Source organism: Galactobacter caseinivorans (assembly GCF_003640665.1).
GTDB classification, from domain to species: Bacteria; Actinomycetota; Actinomycetes; order Actinomycetales; family Micrococcaceae; genus Galactobacter; species Galactobacter caseinivorans.
The window spans coordinates 226980-250082 of record NZ_QQXL01000001.1; the positions used below are offsets into that span (position 1 = coordinate 226980).

Annotated in this window: 34 protein-coding genes; 32 read left to right on the plus strand and 2 right to left on the minus strand. The window is 64.5% G+C overall.

The features are described from left to right. Positions 1–3: 3 nt before the first annotated feature. The 31 genes from rplD to glmM all read left to right on the plus strand — a co-directional run bounded on the left by rplD (position 4) and on the right by glmM (position 19529). Positions 4–609: a 50S ribosomal protein L4 gene (gene rplD / locus DWQ67_RS01060; protein ID WP_121483731.1), complete on the plus strand. Its 606-nt coding sequence runs from the start codon at positions 4–6 to the stop codon at positions 607–609. After that, positions 606–914 (plus strand): 50S ribosomal protein L23, encoded by a 309-nt coding sequence (gene rplW, locus DWQ67_RS01065; RefSeq protein WP_121483732.1) that lies wholly within the window; start codon positions 606–608, stop codon positions 912–914. The genes rplD and rplW overlap by 4 nt, the downstream gene beginning before the upstream one ends. 30 nt (positions 915–944) lie before the next feature. Beyond that, a complete protein-coding gene (gene rplB, locus DWQ67_RS01070) occupies positions 945–1784 on the plus strand; it encodes a 50S ribosomal protein L2 (RefSeq protein ID WP_121483733.1) in 840 nt (279 codons plus the stop codon). Positions 1785–1796: 12 nt separating this feature from the next. Further along, a complete protein-coding gene (gene rpsS, locus DWQ67_RS01075) occupies positions 1797–2078 on the plus strand; it encodes a 30S ribosomal protein S19 (protein ID WP_121483734.1) in 282 nt (93 codons plus the stop codon). Positions 2079–2131: 53 nt separating this feature from the next. After that, a complete protein-coding gene (rplV, locus tag DWQ67_RS01080; protein WP_121483735.1) occupies positions 2132–2497 on the plus strand; it encodes a 50S ribosomal protein L22 in 366 nt (121 codons plus the stop codon). Continuing rightward, complete coding sequence (gene rpsC, locus DWQ67_RS01085; RefSeq protein WP_121483736.1) at positions 2498–3316, plus strand: 30S ribosomal protein S3; 819 nt, start codon at positions 2498–2500, stop codon at positions 3314–3316. It abuts the gene before it with no gap. Next, positions 3316–3732, plus strand: a complete 417-nt coding sequence (gene rplP / locus DWQ67_RS01090) for a 50S ribosomal protein L16 (RefSeq protein ID WP_121483737.1) — start codon at positions 3316–3318, stop codon at positions 3730–3732. Before rpsC ends, rplP begins: the two co-directional genes overlap by 1 nt. A gap of 3 nt (positions 3733–3735) precedes the next feature. Beyond that, a complete protein-coding gene (rpmC, locus tag DWQ67_RS01095; RefSeq protein WP_121483738.1) occupies positions 3736–4047 on the plus strand; it encodes a 50S ribosomal protein L29 in 312 nt (103 codons plus the stop codon). After that, the gene (gene rpsQ, locus DWQ67_RS01100; protein ID WP_121483739.1) at positions 4047–4337 is read left to right on the plus strand and encodes a 30S ribosomal protein S17; all 291 of its coding nucleotides are present in this window, start codon (positions 4047–4049) and stop codon (positions 4335–4337) included. Before rpmC ends, rpsQ begins: the two co-directional genes overlap by 1 nt. 344 nt (positions 4338–4681) lie before the next feature. Further along, positions 4682–5050 carry a 50S ribosomal protein L14 gene (gene rplN / locus DWQ67_RS01105; RefSeq protein WP_121483740.1) on the plus strand — a complete coding sequence of 123 codons (369 nt, stop codon included), beginning with the start codon at positions 4682–4684 and terminating at the stop codon, positions 5048–5050. 2 nt (positions 5051–5052) lie between these two features. Continuing rightward, positions 5053–5415 carry a 50S ribosomal protein L24 gene (gene rplX / locus DWQ67_RS01110; protein WP_121483741.1) on the plus strand — a complete coding sequence of 121 codons (363 nt, stop codon included), beginning with the start codon at positions 5053–5055 and terminating at the stop codon, positions 5413–5415. Next, positions 5415–5984 carry a 50S ribosomal protein L5 gene (rplE, locus tag DWQ67_RS01115; protein WP_121483742.1) on the plus strand — a complete coding sequence of 190 codons (570 nt, stop codon included), beginning with the start codon at positions 5415–5417 and terminating at the stop codon, positions 5982–5984. Before rplX ends, rplE begins: the two co-directional genes overlap by 1 nt. 62 nt (positions 5985–6046) lie before the next feature. Continuing rightward, positions 6047–6445 (plus strand): 30S ribosomal protein S8, encoded by a 399-nt coding sequence (rpsH, locus tag DWQ67_RS01120; RefSeq protein ID WP_121483743.1) that lies wholly within the window; start codon positions 6047–6049, stop codon positions 6443–6445. A 19-nt stretch (positions 6446–6464) separates the two neighbouring features. After that, complete coding sequence (gene rplF, locus DWQ67_RS01125) at positions 6465–7001, plus strand: 50S ribosomal protein L6 (RefSeq protein ID WP_121483744.1); 537 nt, start codon at positions 6465–6467, stop codon at positions 6999–7001. Between the two features lie 2 nt (positions 7002–7003). After that, positions 7004–7375, plus strand: coding sequence for a 50S ribosomal protein L18 (rplR, locus tag DWQ67_RS01130; RefSeq protein WP_121484214.1), 372 nt, complete (start codon positions 7004–7006; stop codon positions 7373–7375). Beyond that, complete coding sequence (gene rpsE, locus DWQ67_RS01135; protein WP_121483745.1) at positions 7372–8079, plus strand: 30S ribosomal protein S5; 708 nt, start codon at positions 7372–7374, stop codon at positions 8077–8079. Before rplR ends, rpsE begins: the two co-directional genes overlap by 4 nt. A 2-nt stretch (positions 8080–8081) precedes the next feature. Next, positions 8082–8288 carry a 50S ribosomal protein L30 gene (gene rpmD / locus DWQ67_RS01140; protein ID WP_121483746.1) on the plus strand — a complete coding sequence of 69 codons (207 nt, stop codon included), beginning with the start codon at positions 8082–8084 and terminating at the stop codon, positions 8286–8288. A 2-nt stretch (positions 8289–8290) separates the two neighbouring features. After that, positions 8291–8749 carry a 50S ribosomal protein L15 gene (gene rplO, locus DWQ67_RS01145; RefSeq protein ID WP_121483747.1) on the plus strand — a complete coding sequence of 153 codons (459 nt, stop codon included), beginning with the start codon at positions 8291–8293 and terminating at the stop codon, positions 8747–8749. A gap of 201 nt (positions 8750–8950) precedes the next feature. Further along, complete coding sequence (gene secY, locus DWQ67_RS01150) at positions 8951–10261, plus strand: preprotein translocase subunit SecY (protein ID WP_121483748.1); 1311 nt, start codon at positions 8951–8953, stop codon at positions 10259–10261. Then, positions 10258–10821 (plus strand): adenylate kinase, encoded by a 564-nt coding sequence (locus DWQ67_RS01155; RefSeq protein WP_121483749.1) that lies wholly within the window; start codon positions 10258–10260, stop codon positions 10819–10821. The genes secY and DWQ67_RS01155 overlap by 4 nt, the downstream gene beginning before the upstream one ends. Before the next feature lie 178 nt (positions 10822–10999). Next, positions 11000–11821 carry a type I methionyl aminopeptidase gene (map, locus tag DWQ67_RS01160; RefSeq protein ID WP_121483750.1) on the plus strand — a complete coding sequence of 274 codons (822 nt, stop codon included), beginning with the start codon at positions 11000–11002 and terminating at the stop codon, positions 11819–11821. A 252-nt stretch (positions 11822–12073) separates the two neighbouring features. Then, positions 12074–12295 carry a translation initiation factor IF-1 gene (infA, locus tag DWQ67_RS01165; RefSeq protein ID WP_121483751.1) on the plus strand — a complete coding sequence of 74 codons (222 nt, stop codon included), beginning with the start codon at positions 12074–12076 and terminating at the stop codon, positions 12293–12295. 77 nt (positions 12296–12372) lie between these two features. Next, positions 12373–12489 (plus strand): 50S ribosomal protein L36, encoded by a 117-nt coding sequence (rpmJ, locus tag DWQ67_RS01170; RefSeq protein WP_121483752.1) that lies wholly within the window; start codon positions 12373–12375, stop codon positions 12487–12489. 168 nt (positions 12490–12657) lie between these two features. After that, positions 12658–13032: a 30S ribosomal protein S13 gene (rpsM, locus tag DWQ67_RS01175; RefSeq protein ID WP_121483753.1), complete on the plus strand. Its 375-nt coding sequence runs from the start codon at positions 12658–12660 to the stop codon at positions 13030–13032. A gap of 40 nt (positions 13033–13072) precedes the next feature. Next, positions 13073–13474 (plus strand): 30S ribosomal protein S11, encoded by a 402-nt coding sequence (rpsK, locus tag DWQ67_RS01180; RefSeq protein ID WP_121483754.1) that lies wholly within the window; start codon positions 13073–13075, stop codon positions 13472–13474. A gap of 175 nt (positions 13475–13649) precedes the next feature. Further along, the gene (locus DWQ67_RS01185; RefSeq protein ID WP_121483755.1) at positions 13650–14636 is read left to right on the plus strand and encodes a DNA-directed RNA polymerase subunit alpha; all 987 of its coding nucleotides are present in this window, start codon (positions 13650–13652) and stop codon (positions 14634–14636) included. A 69-nt stretch (positions 14637–14705) separates the two neighbouring features. Then, positions 14706–15428 carry a 50S ribosomal protein L17, sunset domain variant gene (rplQ, locus tag DWQ67_RS01190; protein WP_121483756.1) on the plus strand — a complete coding sequence of 241 codons (723 nt, stop codon included), beginning with the start codon at positions 14706–14708 and terminating at the stop codon, positions 15426–15428. Positions 15429–15559: 131 nt separating this feature from the next. Then, entirely contained in the window at positions 15560–16435 is an 876-nt protein-coding gene (gene truA, locus DWQ67_RS01195) for a tRNA pseudouridine(38-40) synthase TruA (RefSeq protein WP_121483757.1), read from the plus strand. Positions 16436–16770: 335 nt separating this feature from the next. Beyond that, complete coding sequence (gene rplM / locus DWQ67_RS01200; protein WP_121483758.1) at positions 16771–17214, plus strand: 50S ribosomal protein L13; 444 nt, start codon at positions 16771–16773, stop codon at positions 17212–17214. A gap of 43 nt (positions 17215–17257) precedes the next feature. Continuing rightward, entirely contained in the window at positions 17258–17746 is a 489-nt protein-coding gene (rpsI, locus tag DWQ67_RS01205) for a 30S ribosomal protein S9 (RefSeq protein WP_121484215.1), read from the plus strand. Between the two features lie 433 nt (positions 17747–18179). Next, positions 18180–19529, plus strand: coding sequence for a phosphoglucosamine mutase (gene glmM / locus DWQ67_RS01210; protein ID WP_121483759.1), 1350 nt, complete (start codon positions 18180–18182; stop codon positions 19527–19529). A gap of 102 nt (positions 19530–19631) precedes the next feature. Here glmM and mscL read toward each other — a convergent pair whose 3' ends face one another. Both mscL and coaA read right to left on the minus strand, forming a co-directional pair. After that, on the minus strand, positions 19632–20015 hold the full coding sequence (gene mscL, locus DWQ67_RS01215) for a large conductance mechanosensitive channel protein MscL (protein WP_121483760.1): 384 nt from the start codon (positions 20013–20015) through the stop codon (positions 19632–19634). 132 nt (positions 20016–20147) lie between these two features. Next, a complete protein-coding gene (gene coaA, locus DWQ67_RS01220; protein ID WP_121483761.1) occupies positions 20148–21101 on the minus strand; it encodes a type I pantothenate kinase in 954 nt (317 codons plus the stop codon). A gap of 100 nt (positions 21102–21201) precedes the next feature. On the opposite strand from coaA, the gene glmS reads away from it, so the two are divergent. Continuing rightward, positions 21202–23073: a glutamine--fructose-6-phosphate transaminase (isomerizing) gene (gene glmS, locus DWQ67_RS01225; RefSeq protein ID WP_121484216.1), complete on the plus strand. Its 1872-nt coding sequence runs from the start codon at positions 21202–21204 to the stop codon at positions 23071–23073. Positions 23074–23103 lie beyond the last annotated feature (30 nt).

Genomic DNA, 23103 nt, shown 5'->3' on the forward strand with positions numbered 1-23103 from the left:
ACCATGGCTACGAAGGCACTGAAGGTCGATCTCCCCGCGGAGATCTTTGACATCCAGACCAACGTTCCGTTGCTGCACCAGGTCGTTGTGGCACAGCTTGCTGCCGCCCGCCAGGGCACGCACAAGACCAAGAACCGTGGCGAGGTGTCCGGCGCAGGTCGCAAGCCGTTCAAGCAGAAGGGCACCGGCCGCGCCCGTCAGGGTTCAATCCGCGCCCCGCACATGACCGGTGGTGGCGTTGTCCACGGCCCCACGCCGCGTGACTACTCGCAGCGCACCCCCAAGAAGATGAAGGCAGCCGCCCTGCGCGGTGCGCTTTCGGATCGCGCCCGTCACGGTCGCATCCACGTCGTCGAGTCCCTCGTCTCCGGGCAGACCCCGTCGACGAAGGACGCGCTGGCAACCTTGCGCTCCATCTCTGATCGCAAGAACCTGCTTGTGGTGATCGATCGCTCGAACGATGTCGTGGCCCTCTCGGTCCGCAACATCGAATCGGTGCACTCCCTCTACGTCGACCAGCTGAACACGTATGACGTGCTCGTCTCGGACGATGTGGTGTTCACCAAGGCAGCTTTCGAGGCCCTGGTTAACAAGGAGGACGCCAAGTGAGCGCCGCGTTCAACAAGTCCGTTCACGATGTGCTGATCCAGCCCGTCGTGTCCGAGAAGTCCTACAACTTGATCGACGAGGGTCGTTACACGTTCATCGTGGACCCCCGCTCGAACAAGACCGAGATCAAGTACGCCGTGGAGACCATCTACGGCGTCAAGGTGGCCTCGGTCAACACCATCAATCGTCCGGGTAAGCGCACGCGTACCCGCTTCGGGTGGGGGCAGCGCAAGGACACCAAGCGCGCCATCATCACCCTCAAGGGCGATGCCACCATCGACATCTTCGGCGGTCCGCTCGCCTGAGCGGAGACCACTTTAACGAGGAAATGACACATGGGTATCCGTAAGTACAAGCCGACAACCCCGGGCCTTCGCGGCTCGTCGGTTGCCGACTTCTCCGAAATCACGCGCTCGACGCCTGAGAAGTCTCTCCTGCGTCCGCTCACCAAGTCCGGCGGTCGTAACAACACCGGCCGCATCACGACCCGTCACAAGGGTGGTGGCCACAAGCGCCAGTACCGCGTGATCGACTTCCGTCGTCACGACAAGGACGGCGTGCCGGCGAAGGTCGCTCACATTGAGTACGACCCCAACCGCACCGCTCGCATCGCGCTGCTCCACTACCTGGACGGCACGAAGCGCTACATCATCGCCCCGAACAAGCTTTCTCAGGGCGATCGTGTCGAGTCGGGTCCGACGGCTGACATCAAGCCGGGCAACAACCTGCCGCTGCGCAACATCCCCGTTGGTACGGTCATCCACGCTGTGGAGCTGCGTCCGGGCGGCGGTGCCAAGATGGCACGGTCCGCTGGCGCCTCCATCCAGCTGGTGGCCCGCGAGGGTCGCTTTGCTCAGCTGCGACTGCCCTCCGGCGAAATCCGCAACGTTGACGTGCGCTGCCGCGCAACCGTCGGCGAGGTCGGCAACGCCGAGCAGTCGAACATCAACTGGGGCAAGGCCGGCCGCATGCGCTGGAAGGGCGTCCGCCCGACCGTGCGTGGTGTGGCTATGAACCCCGTCGATCACCCGCACGGTGGTGGCGAGGGCAAGACCTCCGGTGGCCGTCACCCGGTCAACCCGAACGGTAAGCCCGAGGGTCGCACGCGTCGCCCCAACAAGGAAAGCGACAAGCTCATTGTGCGTCGCCGTCGTACCGGCAAGAACAAGCGATAGGAGCTCGGAGACATGCCACGCAGCCTGAAGAAGGGCCCCTTCGTTGATCAGCACCTGTATCTCAAGGTGGTGAAGGAGAACGAGAAGGGCACCAAGAACGTCATCAAGACGTGGTCCCGCCGTTCAATGATCGTGCCCGACATGCTGGGACACACGATTGCCGTGCACGACGGACGTAAGCACGTCCCGGTGTTTGTCACCGAGTCCATGGTTGGCCACAAGCTGGGCGAATTCGCGCCGACGCGCACGTTCCGCAGCCACGTCAAGGACGACAAGAAGGGCAAGCGCCGCTGACCCTTTGGGGTGAGTTGTGCTAGCTCTTCTTTCAAGACGGAAGAAGGAAAGCAATGGAAGCCAAGGCTATTGCGCGCCACCTGCGCGTGACGCCAATGAAGGCCCGGCGCGTCGTCGACCTCGTTCGTGGTAAGCAGACGAATGAGGCGCTCGCGATCCTGAAGTTTGCCCCCCAGGCAGCTTCAGAGCCGGTGTTCAAGGTTGTCGCTTCTGCGATCGCCAACGCACGTCAGGCCGCCGACCGTGATGGAGTCGCCTTCAACGAAGATGACCTGTTCATCTCGGAGGCCTTCGTCGATGAGGGACCGACCATGAAGCGGTTCCAGCCGCGAGCTCAGGGTCGCGCGTTCCGCATCAACAAGCGCACCAGCCACGTCACCGTGGTCGTAGCGACGCCTGAGAAGGGTGGGGAGAAGTAAATGGGTCAGAAGATCAACCCGAACGGCTTCCGACTCGGCATCACCACCGACCACAAGTCGCACTGGTTCGCCGATTCGAACAAGCCGGGTCAGCGTTACGCTGACTTCGTCAAGGAAGATGTCAAGATTCGCGAGCTCATGACTAAGGGCATGGATCGCGCTGGCATCTCCAAGGTGGAAATCGAGCGCACGCGTGACCGCGTTCGCGTCGACATCCACACCGCCCGCCCGGGCATCGTCATCGGTCGCCGTGGCGCCGAAGCCGATCGTCTGCGCGGCGAGCTGGAGAAGCTCACCAGCAAGCAGGTTCAGCTGAACATCCTCGAGGTCAAGAACCCCGAGATCGACGCTCAGCTTGTTGCGCAGGGTGTTGCAGAGCAGCTTGCTTCTCGTGTCGCGTTCCGTCGCGCCATGAAGAAGGCCATGCAGTCGGCCATGCGTGCAGGTGCCAAGGGCATCCGCGTGCAGTGCGCCGGTCGCCTCGGTGGCGCTGAGATGAGCCGCAAGGAGTTCTACCGCGAGGGCCGCGTGCCCCTGCACACGCTCCGTGCGAACATCGACTTCGGCATGTTCGAGGCCAAGACGACCTTCGGCCGCATCGGCGTGAAGGTCTGGATCTACAAGGGTGACGTCACCGACAAGGAGCTTGCTGCACAGCAGGCTGCAGCCCCGCAGCGCGGCGGCCGCCGTGATGATCGTCGCCCCGGTGGCGGCGAGCGTCGTGGCCCCGGCGCCGGTGGTGGCGAGCGTCGCCGTCGTAACGACCAGGGTGCCCCGGCTCCCGAGGCCGCTGCGGCACCGGAAGGGGGACAGGCCTGATGCTGATTCCGCGTCGAGTCAAGTTCCGTAAGCAGCACCACCCCAAGCGCAATGGCATGGCCAAGGGCGGCACCACGGTGTCGTTCGGCGAGTGGGGCATCCAGGCGCTGACGCCGGCCTATGTGACTAACCGTCAGATCGAGGCCGCTCGTATCGCCATGACGCGCCACATCAAGCGCGGCGGCAAGGTGTGGATCAACATCTACCCGGACCGTCCGCTGACCAAGAAGCCTGCCGAAACCCGCATGGGTTCCGGTAAGGGTTCCCCCGAGTGGTGGGTCGCCAACGTCAAGCCGGGACGTGTGCTCTTTGAGCTCTCCGGTGTCAATGAGGAAGTTGCTCGTGAGGCCCTGCGCCTGGCGATCCACAAGCTTCCGCTGAAGGCGCGCATTGTGCGCCGTGAGGGTGGTGAATGATCCATGGCCATCGGTTCGAAGGAACTTTCGGTCGAGAACCTGGAAGGGTTCGACAACGCCCGCCTGGGTGAGGAGCTGAAGAACGCCAAGAAGGAGCTCTTCAACCTGCGCTTCCAGTCGGCCACGGGTCAGCTCGAGCAGCACGGCCGTATCTCGGTTGTGAAGCGCGACATCGCCCGCATTTACACGATCCTGCGTGAGCGCGAGCTCGGCATTCGTGAAGAGGTCGTTGCCAAGGTCGAAGAGACCAAGAAGGCGACCAAGAAGAAGTCCACCAAGAAGGCCGAGGAAACCCCGGCTGAGGACGCCGAGTAATGAGCGAAAAGGAGAACGCCGTGACTGAGCAGGCTGAAGCCCGCAATTACCGCAAGACCCTTCGCGGTTACGTGGTGTCCGACAAGATGGACAAGACCATCGTCGTTGACGTCGAGGACCGTGTGAAGCACGCCCTTTACGGCAAGGTGCTGCGTCGCAACAAGAAGGTCAAGGCTCACGACGAGCAGAACTCCGCCGGTATCGGCGACTTCGTTCTGATCGCCGAGACCCGTCCGCTGTCGGCCCAGAAGAACTGGCGCCTGGTGGAGATCGTCGAGAAGGCCAAGTGATCCGTTCCCTCGCCTAGCCGAGGGACAGATCCACACACGGGACCCGGAATCCTGCGAGCAATCGCAGGATTTCGGGTCCTGCGTGTTATGGGGGTAGACTCGGGGTTCTGTGCGTGCTGCGCGGGGAGACTATCCACCTCCCGTTGCAGCACAAGCACCGCACCGGTATGCCGGCTTCAGGGTGCAGCACAGCCTCGGCTCGACCGCCTCGGCCCCGATTCCGATCGTTGCTAACGCCACGCGTTACGCGAAGGAATGGGGGGTAAGCGATGAGCAGAGTGGACCATCAACCCGTTCCGCAAGGCTCCGAGTACGGAGAACCAGCGAGACGACAGGAGATATAAGTGATTCAGCAGGAGTCGCGACTCAAGATTGCTGACAACACGGGTGCGAAGGAAATTCTCACCATTCGTGTTCTCGGCGGTTCTAAGCGTCGCTACGCAGGCATCGGCGACGTCATCGTCGCCACCGTCAAGGATGCAATCCCTGGCGGCAACGTCAAGAAGGGCGACGTCGTCAAGGCTGTCGTCGTTCGCACCGTGAAGGAGCGCCGTCGTGCAGACGGTTCCTACATCAAGTTCGATGAGAACGCCGCGGTGATCCTTAAGAACGAGAACGAGCCGCGCGGCACGCGCATCTTCGGCCCCGTGGGCCGCGAGCTGCGTGACAAGCGCTTCATGAAGATCGTCTCGCTGGCCCCGGAGGTGCTCTAAACATGGGTGCAAAGATCAAGAAGGGTGACCTGGTTCAGGTCATCACCGGCGCCAACGCCAAGCGCGGCGGCGACCTCGGCAAGCAGGGCAAGGTCCTGCGCGTGTTCCCGACCGACAGCCGCATCCTCGTTGAGGGTGTCAATGTCGTGACGAAGCACTCCAAGGTCGGTCAGACTGACCGTGGTTCCAAGACCGGCGGCATCGAGCACATCGAGGCCCCGATTCACGTCTCGAACGTGGCCCTGGTGGACCCCGAGACCAAGAAGCCCACCCGTGTCGGGTTCCGCGAGGAAACCGTCACCAAGGATGGCGTCGAGAAGACCGTGCGCGTGCGCTACGCCAAGGCTTCCGGAAAGGCCCTGTGATGACCGAAGCAGCAGTCAAGATCACGCCGCGTCTGAAGACCAAGTACCAGGACGAGATTCGTTCCGCACTGAACGAGCAGTTCAAGTACGGCAACGTCATGCAGATCCCGGGCCTGGTTAAGGTCGTTGTCAACATGGGTGTCGGCGAGGCCGCTAAGGACTCGAAGATCATTGAGGGCGCCGTGCGCGACCTCACTGCCATCACCGGCCAGAAGCCGATGGTGACCAAGGCTCGCAAGTCGATCGCTCAGTTCAAGCTGCGCGAGGGTATGCCGATTGGCACCCACGCCACGCTGCGCAACGATCGCATGTGGGAGTTCGTGGACCGCCTCGTCACGCTCGCTCTGCCCCGTATCCGCGACTTCCGCGGCCTCAACGGCAAGCAGTTTGACGGCAACGGCAACTACACCTTCGGTCTCACCGAGCAGGTCATGTTCCACGAGATCGACCAGGATTCCATCGACCGCACCCGCGGCATGGACATCACGGTCGTGACCACGGCCAAGACTGATGAGGAAGGCCGCGCGCTGCTCAAGGCGCTGGGTTTCCCCTTCAAGACCGATAACTGATCCAACTACGTCGAAGGTCCGTGTTTCACGGAAACCACGTCGAGGAAGGGCGTTAGCCCACCATGACAATGACAGATCCCGTCGCAGACATGCTCACGCGTCTGCGTAACGCGAACTCCGCTCACCATGAGGACGTCACCATGCCGTCCTCCAAGCTCAAGGTCCGCATCGCCGAGATCTTGAAGGCCCAGGGTTACATCCAGGACTTCAAGGAAGAGGCTGCGGAGGTCGGCAAGAAGCTGACCATCGACCTCAAGTTCGGTCCGAACCGCGAGCGCTCCATCGCCGGCATCCGCCGTATTTCCAAGCCGGGCCTGCGTGTCTACGCAAAGTCGACCAACCTGCCCCGCGTTTTGGGCGGCCTCGGCATTGCAATCCTGTCCACGTCTTCCGGTCTGCTCACAGACCGCCAGGCATACTCCAAGGGTGTCGGTGGCGAAGTCGTCGCCTACGTCTGGTAAGGGAAGGGAGTAACACACCATGTCCCGTATTGGACGTCTCCCCATCACGGTTCCGGCTGGCGTCGACCTCAAGGTCGATGGCCAGAACGTCACCGTCAAGGGCCCCAAGGGCGAGCTGACCCACGTGGTCGCTCAGCCGATTCAGGTCTCCATCGAAGACGGCACCCTCACGGTGTCCCGTCCCGATGATCAGCGCGCCTCGCGTTCGCTGCACGGCCTGACCCGCACGCTGATCAGCAACATGATCATCGGCGTCACCGATGGCTACACGAAGAAGCTCGAGATCTCTGGCACCGGTTACCGCGTGCTGGCGAAGGGCTCCGATCTGGAGTTCTCACTCGGCTACTCGCACACCATCACGGTGCAGCCCCCGGCCGGCATCACTTTCTCTGTTGAGGGCGCGAACAAGCTGACCGTCTCCGGCATTGACAAGCAGCAGGTCGGCGAAGCTGCCGCCAACATCCGTAAGCTCCGTAAGCCCGATCCGTACAAGGCCAAGGGCGTTAAGTACGAGGGCGAAGTCATCCGCCGCAAGGTCGGAAAGGCAGGTAAGTGACCATGGCTCTCGCTATCAAGGGAAAGAGCAAGGCCGCCAAGCGCGGTCGTCGCCACCTGCGTGTTCGTAAGCGCGTCACCGGTACCGCGGCTCGTCCGCGCCTGGTTGTCAACCGCTCTGCCCGCCACATGGTGGCGCAGATCGTTGACGACGGCCGTGGCGTGACCGTGGCGTCCGCCAACACGATGGAGGCCGATGTGCGCTCCATCGATGGCGACAAGACCGCCAAGGCCAAGCGCGTTGGTGAGCTCGTTGCCGAGCGCGCCAAGGCTGCCGGCATCGAAGCCGTGGTCTTTGACCGCGGTGGCAACAAGTACCACGGCCGTGTGGCCGCGGTGGCCGACGGCGCTCGTGAAGGTGGGCTGGCGCTGTGAGTGAAGAGAACAACAAGAAGGACACTCAGGTGAGCGAAACTGCTACGCAGGCACCCGAGGCCAACGACTCGAACTCGCAGGCCGCTCGCGGCCGTGGCGAGGGTCGTGGCCGCGGCGAGGGCCGCGGTCGCGGTGAGGGCCGTGGCCGCCGCGACAACAACCGTCGTGGCCAGGAAGAGGAGAAGGACAAGTTCCTCGAGCGCGTTGTCTCCATCAACCGCGTCTCCAAGGTCGTCAAGGGCGGCCGTCGCTTTAGCTTCACCGCACTTGTTGTGGTGGGCGATGGCAACGGACTCGTTGGCGTCGGCTACGGCAAGGCCAAGGAGGTGCCCGCGGCAATCGCCAAGGGTGTCGAAGAGGCCAAGAAGTCGTTCTTCCGCGTCCCCCGCGTCGGCACCACCATCCCGCACCGTGTGCAGGGTGAGGCCGCCGCTGGCGTCGTGCTCCTGATCCCGGCCTCCGAGGGTACCGGCGTTATCGCCGGTGGTCCGGTCCGCGCCGTGTTGGAGTGCGCTGGCATCCACGACGTGCTGTCCAAGTCGATGGGTTCCACCAACCAGATCAACATGGTGCACGGCACCATCGAGGCGCTGAAGTCCCTTGAGGAGCCGGCAGCTGTTGCCGCTCGTCGTGGGCTGGCCCTGGATGAGGTCGTCCCTGCGGCGATGCTTCGCAAGCTGCAGAACACGAAGGCAGGTGCATGAGCATGTCGAAAAACCTGCTCCCCAGCGATGCCAAGTTGTCCATCACGCTGAAGAAGTCCGTTGCAGGCACCAAGCAGGATCAGCGCGATACCGTGCGTTCCTTGGGCCTGAAGCGCATCAACCACACGGTTGAGCGCACGGCAGATGCAGTGACGGTGGGCATGGTCAACAAGGTCAAGCACCTGGTCACGGTCGAGGAGGCCAAGTAACCATGGCAGAAAAGAACGAGAGCGCGCTCAAGGTTCACCACCTGCGTCCGGCTCCCGGCGCCAAGACCGCCAAGACCCGTGTGGGTCGTGGCGAGGCGTCGAAGGGTAAGACTGCAGGCCGAGGCACCAAGGGCACCAAGGCTCGCTACCAGGTCCGCGCCGGCTTTGCCGGTGGCCAGCTGCCCCTGCAGATGCGCCTTCCGAAGCTGCGCGGCTTCACCAACCCGTTCCGTGTCGAGTTCCAGGTTGTGAACCTGGACCGTATCTCGGAGCTGTTCCCCGAGGGTGGCGATGTGACCGTTGAGTCGCTCGTCGCCAAGGGAGCCGTCCGCAAGAACGAGCCCGTCAAGGTGCTCGGCCAGGGCGAGCTCACCGTCAAGGTGGACGTGAAGGTTAACGCCTTCTCCAAGTCCGCACTTGAGAAGATTGCCGCCGCCGGCGGGTCCACCGAGACCCTCTGATCGGCCTCGGCCCGCTGGGCCGAACCTGGATGGGGCCCTTGTCTTGGAGCTACGGCTCTGGGGCAAGGGCCCTTCCCCTTCCTGGGACACGTCTGGCAAACGTGCTCCGATTCACTGATCAAGCCGCCAGAGGGCTAGACTCTAAAAGCCGCCGGACGTGTCTCCGGCTCCCCGTCACCACCTCCCACTGAAGGAGACTGCGTGTTCAGCGCCATCGCCCGGGTCTTTAAGACCCCGGATCTGCGACGAAAGTTGCTCTTTACCTTGGGCATCATCGTCATCTATCGGATCGGCGTTTACATCCCGGCTCCTGGGATCGACTACACCGCCGTGCAGACGTGTCTTGCCTTGGGCAACACCACCGGCGGTCTCTACGAGTTCGTCAACCTGTTCTCAGGCGGTGCACTCCTACAGGTCTCGGTGCTGGCGATGGGCATCATGCCGTACATCACGGCATCCATCATCATTCAGTTGCTACGCGTGGTGGTTCCCAAGTTTGAGGAACTGCACAAGGACGGCTCCGCGGGCCAGTCCAAGCTCACGCAGTACACGCGTTACCTCACCATCGCGCTTGGCCTCTTGCAGGCCACCACGCTGGTGACCCTGGCGCAGTCAAAGCAGCTCTTCACGGGTTGTGGCGAGGAGATCATCCCCGGCGCCACCATCTGGACCTTCCTGCTCATCATCGTCACCCTCACCGCAGGCACCATCTTCATCATGTGGCTGGGCGAGATGGTGACGGAGCGCGGTGTTGGCAACGGCATGTCGCTGATCATCTTCGTCTCCATCGCGGCAGGCTTCCCCAGCTCCATGCTGGCGATCCTCTCCGATAAGGGCTGGTTCACCTTCATCATGGTGATCATCGTTGGCCTGATCGTCTTGGGCCTCGTGGTCTTCGTGGAGCAGTCACAGCGCCGCGTTCCGGTGCAGTACGCCAAGCGCATGATCGGGCGCCGCACGGTGGGTGGCACCTCCACCTACATCCCGATCAAGGTCAACATGGCCGGCGTCATCCCCGTCATCTTTGCCTCCTCACTCCTGGCGCTGCCGATGATGATTGTGCAGTTCAACCAGCCGCCGGTGGGTCAGAGCATGGCCCCGTGGGTGGAGTGGATCAGCAACAACGTGGCCAAGACGGACGCGCCGTTGCACATCCTGCTGTACGTGCTGCTGACCTTCGCCTTTACCTACTTCTACGTGTCCATCACGTTCAACCCCATTGAGGTTGCGGATGACATGAAGAAGTACGGCGGCTTTGTGCCCGGCATCCGTGCCGGTGAGCCCACCGCCAAGTACCTGGGCTTCGTCTCCTCCCGCATCACCTTCGCCGGCGCCATCTACCTGGCCGTCATCGCGGTGATCCCGGTCATTGCCCTGGTCTTCCTTAACGCCAACCAGAACTTCCCGTTCGGCGGCACCAGCCTGCTCATCATGGTGGGTGTGGGCCTGGAGACGGTGAAGCAGATCAACGCTCAGATGCAACAGCGCAACTACGAAGGACTTCTGCGATGACTCGTCTCCTCATCGTCGGGCCCCCGGGGTCCGGCAAGGGAACTCAGGCCGCCCGCATCACCGACCGCCTCGGTGTGGTGGCTATCTCCACCGGCGATATCTTCCGCGCCAACGTCAAGGAGATGACTCCCCTTGGCATTGAGGCAAAGAAGTACATGGACGCCGGGGACTACGTGCCGGATTCCGTCACTAACGACATGGTGCGGGATCGGTTGAAGCAGGCCGACGTGGCCGATGGCTTTTTGCTGGATGGCTACCCGCGCACCACCGCCCAGGTGGCCGAGCTGGAGGACATCCTCGCTTCCGAGAACCAGCAGCTCGACGCCGTGATCCTCCTGGCAGCGGACGAGGACGAGCTCGTGGCTCGCCTCCTTGGCCGCGCACAGACCGAGGGTCGCGCGGACGACACCGAAGAGGTCATTCGCCACCGCCTGGCCGTGTACCGCGAGCAGACCCAGGACGTGGTGGAGGCTTACCGAGCCCGCGGCTTGGTCCGCGAGGTTGACGGCCTGGGTGAGCTGGACGAGGTCACGGCGCGCATCGTGGCGGCGCTGGCCTAGCTGGCCGCCGGTCTCCGGCAGTGAGCACGCCCGGTAGCCAACACACCGGGGCAAGCAGAAGCCAAGCAAGCACATCATCACCGCAGCCCCCGCCCCGGCGGGGGCTGCGTCGTGTGGGGGAGGGGTCCCCGCCTCAGGGCGGCGCCCACACCCCACGGCATTCACCGAAGGAGGGCCCATGGGCCTGGAACGCATCGAATACAAGAAGCCGGCGCAGCTGCAGCGCATGCATGCCGCTGGCCTGGTCCTGGCCGAGGCGCTTGATCGCACCGTGGCCGCCGCCGAGCCGGGCAAGACCACCAAGGACCTGGACGCCGTCTTTGCAGCTGTGCTGGCGCAGCACGGTGCCACGAGCAACTTCCTTGGCTACTACGACTTCCCGGCCACCATCTGCACCTCCGTCAACGAGGAGGTGGTGCACGGGATCCCTGGGGACCGCGTGCTCCAGGACGGCGACGTGCTCAAGATCGATGGGGGAGCCGTGGTGGATGGTTGGCACGCCGACTCCGCCCGCACCGTGATCCTGGGGACGGCCGACCCGGAGGATCAGCGCCTCTCTGACGTCACCGAGGAGGCCATGTGGGCCGGCATCGCCGCCCTGGCGACCGCGCGGCACATCGGCGAGGTCGGCGACGCGATTGATGACTACGTCAGCGCGCAGGACGGGGCGCCCCTTGGCATCCTGGAGGACTACGTTGGCCACGGCATTGGCTCCGCCATGCACATGGCCCCTGACGTGCTCAACTACCGCTCCGGTCACAAGGGTGCCCGCATCAAGCCGGGCATGGCCCTGGCGATTGAGCCCATGCTGGTGCGCGGCGAGATCGAGACGCGGACCTTGGAGGATGACTGGACCGTCGTCACCGAGGACGCCTCCCGGGCCAGCCAGTGGGAGAACACGGTGCTGGTGCACACGCGGGGGATCTGGGTGTCGACGGTGCCCGACGGCGGTGCGGCGCGTTTGGCACGCTACGGCGTCACTGTGTCGCCGCTGGCCTGACACCAGCGCCGCCTCGGGAGCCGAGGCGGGCTGAACACCCGGCCACGCGGCGTCGAACAGCGCAAAAACGGGGTCTGACACAGTGTGATCAAGGCCATTGAGCCGGGGGATTTCGCCAGCCCCGATTTATGTACTATTCTTGACCGTTGGTTGTCTGTGTTTGCGTGCCCGTCATCGGGGGCGCAAAGGCGACCACGTCATCCATTTATTCCTGGGGTACAACCGTTCCCGGGACCGACGTTAGCGGAGGACATGGCCAAGAAAGAAGGCGTCATCGAACTGGAGGGCACCGTTACGGAGGCCCTGCCGAACGCGATGTTCCGCGTGAAGCTCCAGAACGAGCACGTCGTGCTCGCCACGATCTCAGGGAAGATGCGACAGCACTACATTCGCATCCTTCCGGAGGATCGGGTCGTCGTCGAATTGACGCCGTACGACCTGAACCGCGGGCGCATCGTCTACCGCTACAAGTGATCGGTACCGGGGCTTCTTAGGAATCCCGGTGGGGCGATGCCCCACCGACACACAAATCAACACGAAGGAATGCAGCCGTGAAGGTCAATCCGAGCGTGAAGCCCATCTGCGAAAAGTGCAAGGTCATTCGTCGCAACGGGCGCGTCATGGTGATTTGCGAGAACAACCCGCGTCACAAGCAGCGCCAGGGCTGATTCCCCTCGGGGAATCGGTTCACACGTTAAAAAACTGAAAAGGCAGTCCAGCACCGCTCACTGCAGTGAGAACCCCCGGGCCATGGAGGCCGGGGCCGGGTCCCCTCAGGGACGCCGGACGATGAGACTGCTCCACACCTCCTGGGAACACGAAAGAAGACAACCAATATGGCTCGTCTCGCTGGTGTAGACATCCCGCGCGAAAAGCGCGTGATCATCGCACTTACTTACATCTACGGCGTGGGCAAGACCCGTGCCGAGGAGACCATCGCGTCCACGGGCATTGACCCGTCGATCCGCGTGAAGGATCTCTCCGACGAGCAGCTGGTTCAGCTGCGCGACTTCATCGAGGGCAACTTCAAGGTTGAGGGTGACCTCCGCCGTGAGGTTGCCGCCGACATCCGCCGCAAGGTGGAGATCGGCTCCTACCAGGGCATCCGCCACCGCAAGGGCCTGCCCGTCCACGGCCAGCGCACCAAGACCAACGCTCGTACCCGCAAGGGCCCGAAGCAGACCGTCGCCGGCAAGAAGAAGGCCCGCTGATTCAGCGGCCTATATCCACGGATTTTAGGTAGGAGAGAACATGCCCCCGAAGGCACGCACAGCGGTCCGCAAGCCGCGTCGCAAGGACAAGAAGAACGTTGCTCTGGGCCAGGCCCACATCAAGAGCACGTTCAACAACACCATCGTTTCCATCACGGATCCCACCGGCGCCGTGATCTCCTGGTCCTCCGCCGGCCAGGTTGGTTTCAAGGGCTCACGCAAGTCCACCCCCTACGCCGCACAGATGGCAGCCGAGCAGGCTGCCAAGCGCGCGCAGGAGCACGGCATGCGCAAGGTCGACGTGTTCGTGAAGGGCCCGGGCTCGGGTCGCGAAACGGCCATTCGTTCGCTGCAGGCCGCCGGCCTCGAGGTTGGCTCCATCTCGGATGTCACCCCGAGCGCGCACAACGGTTGCCGCCCGCCCAAGCGTCGCCGCGTCTAATCGCGGGTCGCGCGCTGGGACGGGTTCTGGCCGAACTCTGAACAGAGTTCGGCTCGTTCCCGTCCCGTCCCGGGACCACCCCGGTCCCACCCGACGATTCACCACCACGGTGTCGTCGTCCTTAGTCGCCATGTGTTGCGTCATATAGCGGACGCTCGCTGAAAGGACAACATCAGTGCTCATTGCACAGCGCCCGACCCTGACTGAAGAGGTCGTCGCCGAAAACCGCTCACGGTTCACCATCGAGCCGCTGGAGCCGGGTTTTGGCTACACGATCGGTAACTCCCTCCGTCGCACCCTGCTCTCGTCCATCCCCGGTGCCGCTGTAACCAGCGTTCGCATCGACGGTGTGCTGCACGAGTTCACCACGGTGGCAGGCGTGAAGGAGGATGTCACCGAGATCATCCTCAACGTCAAGCAACTCTCTGTTTCCTCCGAGCATGACGAGCCTGTCGTCGCCTACCTGCGCAAGCAGGGCCCCGGCGTCGTCACGGCCGCGGACATCACTCCGCCGGCCGGCGTGGAGATCCACAACCCGGATCTGCACCTCGCCACGCTCAACGAGAACGGCAAGTTCGACATGGAACTGACCATCGAGCGTGGCCGCGGCTACGTTTCGGCGGCCCAGAACAAGAACGTCGACGCCGAGATCGGTCGCATCCCTGTGGATTCGATCTACTCGCCGGTCCTGAAGGTGACGTTCCGCGTCGACGCCACGCGCGTCGAGCAGCGCACTGACTTCGACAAGCTGGTTCTCGATGTCGAGACCAAAGAGTCCCTGATCCCGCATGACGCCGTTGCCTCGGCCGGCACCACGCTGGTGGAGCTCTTCGGTTTGGCCCGCGAGCTGAACACGGCTGCAGAAGGTATCGAGATTGGCCCGTCGCCGACGGACGCACAGGTTGCGGCCGACATGGCACTGCCGATCGAGGACCTCGAGCTCACGGTTCGCTCGTACAACTGCCTCAAGCGCGAGGGCATCCACGCTGTGGGTGAGCTCGTTGCACGCTCCGAGGCAGATCTGATGGACATCCGTAACTTCGGAGCCAAGTCCATCGATGAGGTCAAGCTCAAGCTGCAGGACCTTGGTCTGTCCCTCAAGGACTCCCCGGCCGGTTACGACCTGTCCGCTCACGTGGACGACGTCGACTACGACGCCTGAGTCGCACACACATCTTTAACGGCTCCTGCGCCATCTGGCGGAGCAGGAACCACTTTCTAGGAGAATTCCATGCCTACCCCCACCAAGGGTCCTCGCCTCGGAGGAAGCCCGGCACACCAGCGCCTCATGCTGGCTAACCTGTCGCTTTCGCTTTTCGAGCACGGCCGTATCACCACCACGGTGACCAAGGCCAAGCGCCTTCGTCCCTTCGCCGAGCGCCTCATCACCATCGCCAAGCGCGGTGACCTGGCCTCGCGTCGTCGTGTCCAGTCGGTGCTGGCTCCTCGCAGCCGCACCAACAAGGGTGTCGTTTACGAGCTCATGGCCAACATCGCCCCGGCGATGGCCGAGCGCGACGGCGGCTACACCCGCATCACCAAGATCGGCAACCGTGCCGGCGACAACGCGCCCATGGCCGTGATCGAGCTCGTCATGGAGCCCGTTTCTGCCAAGCAGGCCGTCGTCAAGGAGGCCGCCAAGGCCACCGAGAAGGCTGCCCCCAAGGCCGAGGCAACGGAGGAGACCCCGGTCGCCGCCGCTGCCGACTTTGACGCCGCCAAGGCTGAGGAGTCCGCCGCCAAGTTTGACGGTGCCGTCGCCGCCAACGCCGATGGCTCCGCTCCCGAGGGTGCAGAGATCAAGGGCAACGCCGACTCCATGAAGTTCCACGTCCCGGGATCGCGCTGGTACGACCAGACGATCGCCGAGGTGTGGTTCAAGAACGCCGATGACGCCAAGGCCGCTGGCTTTGAGCCCGCCGGTGGCGAGGCTGCTCAGCAGCAGGGCGAGTGATTCAGGCGGGCTGAGCCCGCACTGATTCATCCCACGAAGGGGCCGTTCGACCGCAAGGTCGGACGGCCCCTTCGCTGTCCCCGGGGCGCGAGGCCCGACCCCATTTTTTGGCGGCGGCGCCGCTAGATACGATGGGAGGCGTGTCTTCCGAGCCCGCACCCACCCGCTTTGCCCTGACCCTGGCCTACGACGGCGGCCCCTTCCATGGCTGGGCCCGCCAATCCCAGCTGGGCAGCGTGCAACAGAGCCTCGAGGAGGCGCTGGAACTGATCCTGCGGATGCCCACCCGCACCGTGGTGGCCGGCCGCACGGACACGGGGGTGCACGCGCGCGGGCAGGTGGTTCACCTGGATATAACGGAACAGGCCCTGAGCCGGCTCGTCACGCGGGATGGCGGCCTGGATGCGGAGGCCACGCTGGTGCGCCGGCTCAATTCCATCCTCAACGCCAGCACATCGGGGGCCGTGTTGGTCCGCGAGGCCAGGGTGGTTCCGCCCGGCTTTGACGCGAGATTCTCCGCGCTCTGGCGCAGCTACACCTACACGATCGCCGATGGCATGGACCGCTGGGACCCGCTGCGCCGCGGCGACACCCTCTTTCACCCCCGTGAGCTGGACGTGGAGGCCATGCAACAGGAGGCTGCCGCGCTGGTTGGCCTGCATGACTTTCTCTCCTACTGCAAGCCGCGCCAGGGTGCCACCACCATCCGAGAGTTGCAGGAACTGTTGGTGCAGCGCCACGAGGAGGACGGGCTGATCCGCGTCCACCTGCGCGCCGATGCCTTTTGTCATCACATGGTCCGCAGCATCGTGGGCGCGCTGATCTCCGTTGGCGAGGCCAAGCGGGAGCCGGGGTGGGCACACGCGCGGTTGCAGGAGCGCGTCAGGGATGCCAAGACCACCATGGTGGCCGGGCACGCCTTGGTGCTGGAGGCCGTGGGCTATCCAGAGGATCACACAGCGGGGGAGCGGGCCCAGGCCACGCGCGTGCGGCGCAAGGTGCAGTAGCCACCTCCGTTGAGCAGTCCATGCGGGATGTGGGCGTCCTTTTCACCCCTGTGTGGTATCCCTCGTCTCCTCGTCTTGGAAGGAACCCCCTCCGTCGGGTAACGTGGGGTGCTGTTGTGCATGTGCGTCTTCGACACCACCTGCCTCGCGTGACGGTCCGGTTGCAGGGCCACTGGTTAGCGGGCAGAGCGAAGACCGAAGTGGAACCCGGACCTGACCTCACCTAGACCCGGGATTTGCGCACAACAACACCACGGCGCCCGCGCCGGGCGGTTCTCACGCCCAACTCGGTGCCGGACGTCCGACCAGTACAAGTCAACGAAGGCATATACACAGTGCGTACGTACACTCCGAAGGCCGACGACGCAGATCGTCAGTGGCACATTATCGATGCCAATGACATCGTCCTTGGCCGCCTCGCCAGCCAGACCGCAACTCTGCTGCGTGGCAAGCACAAGCCGACTTTCGCCCCCCACGTGGACATGGGCGACTTCGTCATCATCATCAACGCCGAGAAGGTTGCCCTCACCGGCGCCAAGCTCGAGAAGAAGCGGGCGTATCGCCACTCGGGTTACCCGGGCGGCCTGCGCTCCGTCAACTACGCCGAACTGCTCGAGAAGAACCCCGTTCTTGCCGTGCAGAAGGCTGTCAGGGGCATGCTCCCGAAGAACTCATTGGCCGCGAAGCAGCTGACCAAGCTCAAGGTGTTCCGCGGTGCCGAGCACCCGCACGCCGCTCAGCAGCCCAAGACCTACGAGATCTCGCAGGTCTCCCAGTAATCCTGGGCCACCCAAGAGTTAAAGAAACTTCAAGGAGATGACTGTGGCTCAGAACGACGAGCTTCTCGAGGAGACCCCCTCGACTTACACCACCGAGTCCAGCACGGACGAGGCCGGCGCCCCCGCAGTGGAGCGCAACCTGACCGTCGGCGGTTCCGCCCTTGGTCGTCGCAAGGAGGCGGTCGCACGCGTGCGCATCGTCCCCGGCTCCGGGCAGTGGACCATCAACGGCCGCGCCCTGGCAGAGTACTTCCCGAACAAGCTGCACCAGCAAGAGGTCAATGACCCCTTCAAGCTGTTGGGCCTGGACGGCGCGTACGACGTCACCGCTCGCATCAACGGCGGTGGCCCCTCCGGCCAGGCCGGCGCTCTTCGCCTGGGCATCGCCCGCGCGCTGAACGAGATTGACCGCGAGAACAACCGCGCAGCACTGAAGAAGGCCGGCTTCCTGACTCGTGACGCTCGCGTCATCGAGCGCAAGAAGGCTGGTCTCAAGAAGGCCCGCAAGGCGCCTCAGTACTCCAAGCGCTGATCCGGGGGCTTCCCACGGCTTGCAGACTGCGTCTGTCTGCCGCGGGGCCCTCGCCCAGGATCGGCGCTCGGATCCACAAGCGCTGATCCGGGGGCTTCCCACGGCTTGCAGACTGCGTCTGTCTGCCGCGGGGCCCTCGCCCAGGATCGGCGCTCGGATCCACAAGCGCTGATCCGGGGGCTACCCACGGCATGCAGACTGCGTCTGTCTGCCGCGGGGCCCTCGCCCAGCAGCGTTTCAGAAATGCCCCGCACCCTTGGTGCGGGGCATTTCTGCGTCCGCAAAGCCCCGCAGACGCGGCGTCGGGCACCGGCGTGACCACGCGCCGTCGGGCAGGCGGACCGTCCCGCCGCACCTGGGAGAAGACCCCGAGAACGGCTCACCGGCGCATCTGTACGGGAGGTGACGGGCGAAGGAACTAGACTCCTTTTCCATGGGTCGACTTTTTGGAACTGACGGCGTGCGCGGCATGGCCAACGATTTGATCACCCCCGAGCTGTCCATGGGCCTGGCCCAGGCAGCGGCGGTGGTGCTCGGCTTCAACGAGACCGAGGTGGGGCACAGGCCCGTCGCCGTGGTCGCGAAGGACCCTCGGATCTCGGGTGACTTCATCTCCGCAGCCATGGAGGCCGGCCTGGCCTCCTCCGGCGTGGACGTCTTTGACGCCGGCACCCTGCCCACCCCGGCCGCCGCGTACCTGGTCGCGGACCTCGGCGCTGACTTCGGCGTGATGATCTCCGCCTCCCACAACCCCGCAGCGGACAACGGCATCAAGTTCCTGGCCCGTGGCGGCAAGAAGCTGGACGACGCCGTAGAGGACGCCATGCAGGCCCGCCTGGAGCAGCCGCCGCTGCGCCCCGTGGGGGCCGAGGTGGGGCGTGTGCGCCGCTTCGCCGACGCGGAGGACCGCTACGTGATGCACCTGCTGCAAACGCTGCCCCACCGCCTCGAGGGCATCAAGGTCGTCATCGACGCCGCCCACGGCGCAGCCTCGGGGTGCTCCCCGGACGCCTTCCGGGCCGCCGGCGCGGAGGTCATCCTGATCGGTGCGGAGCCCAACGGTCTCAACATCAACGACGGCTACGGCTCCACGCACCTGGAGAAGCTCCAGGCCGCGGTCGTGGAGCACGGGGCACACCTGGGCGTGGCCCACGATGGGGACGCGGATCGCTGCCTCGCCGTGGACGCCGAGGGCACCATCGTGGACGGCGACAAGGAGATGGCGATCATGGCCATCGCTATGAAGGACGCCGGGACGCTGAAGGATGACACGCTGGTCGTGACCGTCATGTCCAACCTTGGTCTCAAGATCGCCATGCGCAACGCGGGCATCAAGCTCGTGGAGACCGGCGTGGGGGATCGCTACGTCCTGGAGGCCATGCGCGCCGGCGGCTACAACCTGGGCGGCGAGCAGTCCGGTCACGTGATCATGGCGGATCACGCCACCACGGGCGACGGCGTGCTGACGGGTCTGCAGATCGCCTCACGGATGGCGGCGACCGGCAAGTCACTCAAGGAGCTGGCCTCCGTGGTGAAGGTGCTCCCGCAGGTGCTGATCAACGTGCGAGGCGTGGACAAGGACTCCGCAGCGACGGACGCAGGCGTGCTGGCGGCCGTGGCCCGTGCGGAGCAGCTGCTGGGCGAGGAGGGTCGCGTGCTGCTGCGCCCCTCCGGCACGGAGCCCGTGGTCCGCGTGATGGTGGAGGCCGCGGACCACGCCACCGCCCAGGACGTGGCCCGCTCCCTGGCGCAGACCGTGCAGACGGAGCTGGCGCTGGCCTAGCCCCCGGGAACCCACAGCATGAGGAAGGCCTCGCACCCGTTGGGGTGCGAGGCCTTCCTCATGAGCCAGCCGCAGCGGCGGGCCCGTTGACGGGGTGGGGGATCAGATGCGCGGGTTGGCCTTGAGCTCGTCGCGGATCTGGGTGAGCAGCTCCACCTGCGGGTCCATGACCTCTTCGGCGGTGATGCCCTCCTTGGCCGCGCGGCGCTCGGCCATCTTGTTCAGCGGCAGCACGATCGCGAAGTACACGGCAGCAGCGACGATCAGGAAGTTCACGAGCGCGGTCAGCAGCACGCCGAACTTGATTTCGCCGACAACGAGGAAGTCGTCGAAGCTCGGCGACCCGACGAGGGTGGAGATGGCCGGCATGAGCACGCTATTGACGAGCGCGTCCACGACCTTGCCGAAGGCGGCACCGATGATGACACCGATGGCGAGGTCCATGACGTTGCCACGGGAGATGAAATCCTTGAATCCTTTGAGCATGCTGACAATGCTAGGGGTATTTCCTCCAGGATTCAGCGAATCAGGCCGTGAAACGACGGCGAGATGCCTCACATTGTGTAGGGACCTTAGCGAAGTGTGCGGCGCGGCGTGGGTAGCCGGGGGAGCACGCGGCTACAACTTGCGCAGCAGCATGTGGTGAATCGAGTGGTCCGCGTCCTTGCTCAGCACCAGGCCGGCCCGGCCGCGGGTGGGACGCACGTTCTCGCGGAGGTTGGGCTCGTTGATGCGTTTCCAGATGTCCAGGGCGGTGGACACCGCCTCCGCATCCCCAAGTTGCGAGTAACGGTGAAAGTAGCTGGCCGGGTCCGCGAAGGCGCCCGAGCGCAGGCGCATGAAGCGGTCCACGTACCAGCGCTCGATGTCCCTGGTGCGTGCGTCCACGTAAATGGAGAAGTCGAAGAAGTCTGAGAGCCCAAGGCCCACCGTTCCGTCAGCGCGCGGCCTGGCAGGGGCCAGCACGTTGAGGCCCTCAACGATCAGCACATCAGGGTTGTCCACCACAATCTGCTCTCCCGGCAGGATGTCGTAGGTGAGGTGGGAGTACTTGGGAGCCACCACGTGGGACGCTCCTGACTTGACGGCGGTGATGAAGCGCAGCAGCGCCTTCTGGTCGTAGGACTCAGGGAAGCCCTTCCGATCCATGATCCCGCGGCGCGTGAGCTCCGCATTGGGATGCAGGAATCCGTCCGTGGTGATCAGATCCACCTTGGGAGTGCCGGGCCAGCGGCGCAGCAGTTCCTGCAACACGCGCGCGGTGGTGGACTTGCCCACCGCCACGGAACCGGCCACGCCGATCACAAACGGAGTGCGGCGCCGGTGCTCCCCCAGGAAGCGGGTCGTCACGGAGTGCAGCGAGTCGGTGCCCTCCACATACAGCGCCAAGAGGCGGGACAGGGGCAAATACACCTCGCGGACCTCGTCCAGGTCCAGCTTGTCACCCAGCGCCGAGAGGCGGCGCACGTCCGCGTCGTCGAGCGGTTGCTCCAGCTCATCGGATAACCGAGCCCAGGTAGCGCGCTCGAGTCCCACGAAGGGGGAACTCGCGGAATTGTCTCCCAGGCCCATGGACCTGGTCACTGCTCGGTGTTGACTCACGTTGGCCATTGTTCACCGACGTGTTCTGGGTCGCAAAATTTTGAGGGGTCTCGCCGTTAAGATGGTGTTCATGTGTGGAATCGTGGGTTATGCAGGCCGGACCGACCTCGCGTCGGGTCCCAAGGCTCTTGACGTTGTTCTGGAGGGGCTTCGCCGCCTCGAATACCGCGGTTACGACTCGGCCGGTGTGGCCGTCGTTGCCGACGGAGAGATCACCTCGCGGAAGAAGGCCGGAAAGCTGGCCAATCTGCTCGGTGAGATCGATGAGAACCCCCTGCCCGCCTCAAACACCGGCATTGGGCACACCCGATGGGCCACCCACGGTGGCCCCACCAACGAGAATGCCCATCCGCACCTGGCGGATGGCGGCAAGCTTGCCGTGATTCACAACGGCATCATCGAGAACTTCTCCACCCTGAAGCAGGGCCTGGTGGCTCGCGGGCACGTGTTCCTCTCTCAGACCGATACCGAGGTCGCTGCCGCCCTCCTGGGCGAGGTGTACCACGGCGAGGCCGCCGAGGACCTGACCCTGGCGCTGCGCCTGACCTCCGCCAAGCTGGAGGGTGCCTTCACCCTGCTGGCCGTGCACGCGGACCAGCCCGGCGTCGTGGTGGCCTCCCGCCGCAACTCCCCGCTGGTGGTGGGCCTGGGAGACGGCGAGAACTTCCTGGGCTCTGACGTCTCCGGCTTCATCGACTTCACCCGTCGCGCGGTGGAACTGGGCCAGGACCAGGTCGTCACGATCACCCCTGATGACTACACGGTCACCGACTTTGCCGGGAACCCGGCCCAGGGCCGCGAGTTCACGGTGGACTGGGACGCCGCAGCGGCAGAGAAGGGCGGTTTTGACTCCTTCATGGCGAAGGAGATCCACGACCAGCCCCAGGCCGTGGCTGACACGCTCCTTGGCCGCGTTGACTCCAACGGCCGCCTGGCCCTGGACGAGCTGCGCATCGACGCGGACGAGCTCAAGGCCATCGACAAGATCGTGGTCCTGGCCTGTGGCACCTCCGCCTACGCCGCGCACGTGGCCAAGTACGCCATTGAGCACTGGTGCCGCGTGCCCGTGGAGGTGGAGCTCAGCCACGAGTTCCGCTACCGCGACCCCATCGTCAGCCCCAGCACCCTGGTCGTGACCATCTCGCAGTCCGGCGAGACCATGGACACGCTCATGGCGCTGCGCTACGCCAAGGAGCAGGGCGCCCGCACCCTGGCCATCTGTAACACTAATGGCTCCTCCATCCCGCGCGAGTCTGACGCGGTGCTGTACACGCACGCCGGCCCGGAGATCGCCGTGGCCTCCACCAAGGCCTTCCTGGCGCAGATTACCGCGACCTACCTGCTTGGACTGTACCTGGCCCAGCTGCGAGGCAACCTGTTCCGGGGAGAGATCGCGGACACCCTGGCTGACATGGCCGCCATCCCCGCCAAGATCCAGTCCATCCTGGATCGCGAGGATGAGGTCAAGGAGCTGGCCCGTGCCATGCAGGACACCACGAGCGTGCTGTTCCTTGGCCGCCACGTGGGCTACCCCGTGGCCATGGAAGGCGCGCTCAAGCTCAAGGAGCTGGCGTACATCCACGCGGAGGGCTTTGCCGCTGGCGAGCTGAAGCACGGCCCCATCGCCCTGATTGATGAGGGCAAGTCGGTCTTTGTGGTGGTGCCCTCACCCCGTGGGCGCTACTCCATGCACTCCAAGGTGGTCTCCAACATCCAGGAGGTCCGCGCCCGCGGCGCCAAGACGCTGGTGATCGCCGAAGAGGGCGACGAGGCAGTGCAGGACTTTGCCGAGTGGGTCTTCCGCGTGCCGGAGACCAAGACGCTGCTGATGCCGCTGCTCACCGTGGTGCCGCTGCAGATCTTTGCCTGCGAGCTGGCCGGGGCCAAGGGCCTGAATGTGGACCAGCCGCGCAACCTGGCCAAGTCCGTCACGGTCGAGTAGCCAAGGCGCGGCGCCCTCACTGGGTGTGAC

Bases quoted from the DNA above. Each gene is read 5' to 3' on its own strand.
- truA (WP_121483757.1), top strand. From the start codon at position 15,560: ATGGGAGGCGTGTCTTCCGAGCCCGCACCCACCCGCTTTGCCCTGACC.
- rplB (WP_121483733.1), top strand. From the start codon at position 945: ATGGGTATCCGTAAGTACAAGCCGACAACCCCGGGCCTTCGCGGCTCG.
- mscL (WP_121483760.1), bottom strand. From the start codon at position 20,015: ATGCTCAAAGGATTCAAGGATTTCATCTCCCGTGGCAACGTCATGGAC.
- rpmC (WP_121483738.1), top strand. From the start codon at position 3,736: ATGGCCATCGGTTCGAAGGAACTTTCGGTCGAGAACCTGGAAGGGTTC.
- rpsH (WP_121483743.1), top strand. From the start codon at position 6,047: ATGACAATGACAGATCCCGTCGCAGACATGCTCACGCGTCTGCGTAAC.
- rplR (WP_121484214.1), top strand. From the start codon at position 7,004: ATGGCTCTCGCTATCAAGGGAAAGAGCAAGGCCGCCAAGCGCGGTCGT.
- rplF (WP_121483744.1), top strand. From the start codon at position 6,465: ATGTCCCGTATTGGACGTCTCCCCATCACGGTTCCGGCTGGCGTCGAC.
- rpsQ (WP_121483739.1), top strand. From the start codon at position 4,047: ATGAGCGAAAAGGAGAACGCCGTGACTGAGCAGGCTGAAGCCCGCAAT.
- rplV (WP_121483735.1), top strand. From the start codon at position 2,132: ATGGAAGCCAAGGCTATTGCGCGCCACCTGCGCGTGACGCCAATGAAG.
- rplQ (WP_121483756.1), top strand. From the start codon at position 14,706: ATGCCTACCCCCACCAAGGGTCCTCGCCTCGGAGGAAGCCCGGCACAC.
- rplP (WP_121483737.1), top strand. From the start codon at position 3,316: ATGCTGATTCCGCGTCGAGTCAAGTTCCGTAAGCAGCACCACCCCAAG.
- coaA (WP_121483761.1), bottom strand. From the start codon at position 21,101: ATGGGCCTGGGAGACAATTCCGCGAGTTCCCCCTTCGTGGGACTCGAG.
- glmM (WP_121483759.1), top strand. From the start codon at position 18,180: ATGGGTCGACTTTTTGGAACTGACGGCGTGCGCGGCATGGCCAACGAT.
- glmS (WP_121484216.1), top strand. From the start codon at position 21,202: ATGTGTGGAATCGTGGGTTATGCAGGCCGGACCGACCTCGCGTCGGGT.
- rpsS (WP_121483734.1), top strand. From the start codon at position 1,797: ATGCCACGCAGCCTGAAGAAGGGCCCCTTCGTTGATCAGCACCTGTAT.
- rplX (WP_121483741.1), top strand. From the start codon at position 5,053: ATGGGTGCAAAGATCAAGAAGGGTGACCTGGTTCAGGTCATCACCGGC.
- rpsC (WP_121483736.1), top strand. From the start codon at position 2,498: ATGGGTCAGAAGATCAACCCGAACGGCTTCCGACTCGGCATCACCACC.
- map (WP_121483750.1), top strand. From the start codon at position 11,000: ATGGGCCTGGAACGCATCGAATACAAGAAGCCGGCGCAGCTGCAGCGC.
- rplO (WP_121483747.1), top strand. From the start codon at position 8,291: ATGGCAGAAAAGAACGAGAGCGCGCTCAAGGTTCACCACCTGCGTCCG.
- rplD (WP_121483731.1), top strand. From the start codon at position 4: ATGGCTACGAAGGCACTGAAGGTCGATCTCCCCGCGGAGATCTTTGAC.
- infA (WP_121483751.1), top strand. From the start codon at position 12,074: ATGGCCAAGAAAGAAGGCGTCATCGAACTGGAGGGCACCGTTACGGAG.
- rpmD (WP_121483746.1), top strand. From the start codon at position 8,082: ATGTCGAAAAACCTGCTCCCCAGCGATGCCAAGTTGTCCATCACGCTG.
- rpsM (WP_121483753.1), top strand. From the start codon at position 12,658: ATGGCTCGTCTCGCTGGTGTAGACATCCCGCGCGAAAAGCGCGTGATC.
- rplE (WP_121483742.1), top strand. From the start codon at position 5,415: ATGACCGAAGCAGCAGTCAAGATCACGCCGCGTCTGAAGACCAAGTAC.
- DWQ67_RS01155 (WP_121483749.1), top strand. From the start codon at position 10,258: ATGACTCGTCTCCTCATCGTCGGGCCCCCGGGGTCCGGCAAGGGAACT.
- rpsK (WP_121483754.1), top strand. From the start codon at position 13,073: ATGCCCCCGAAGGCACGCACAGCGGTCCGCAAGCCGCGTCGCAAGGAC.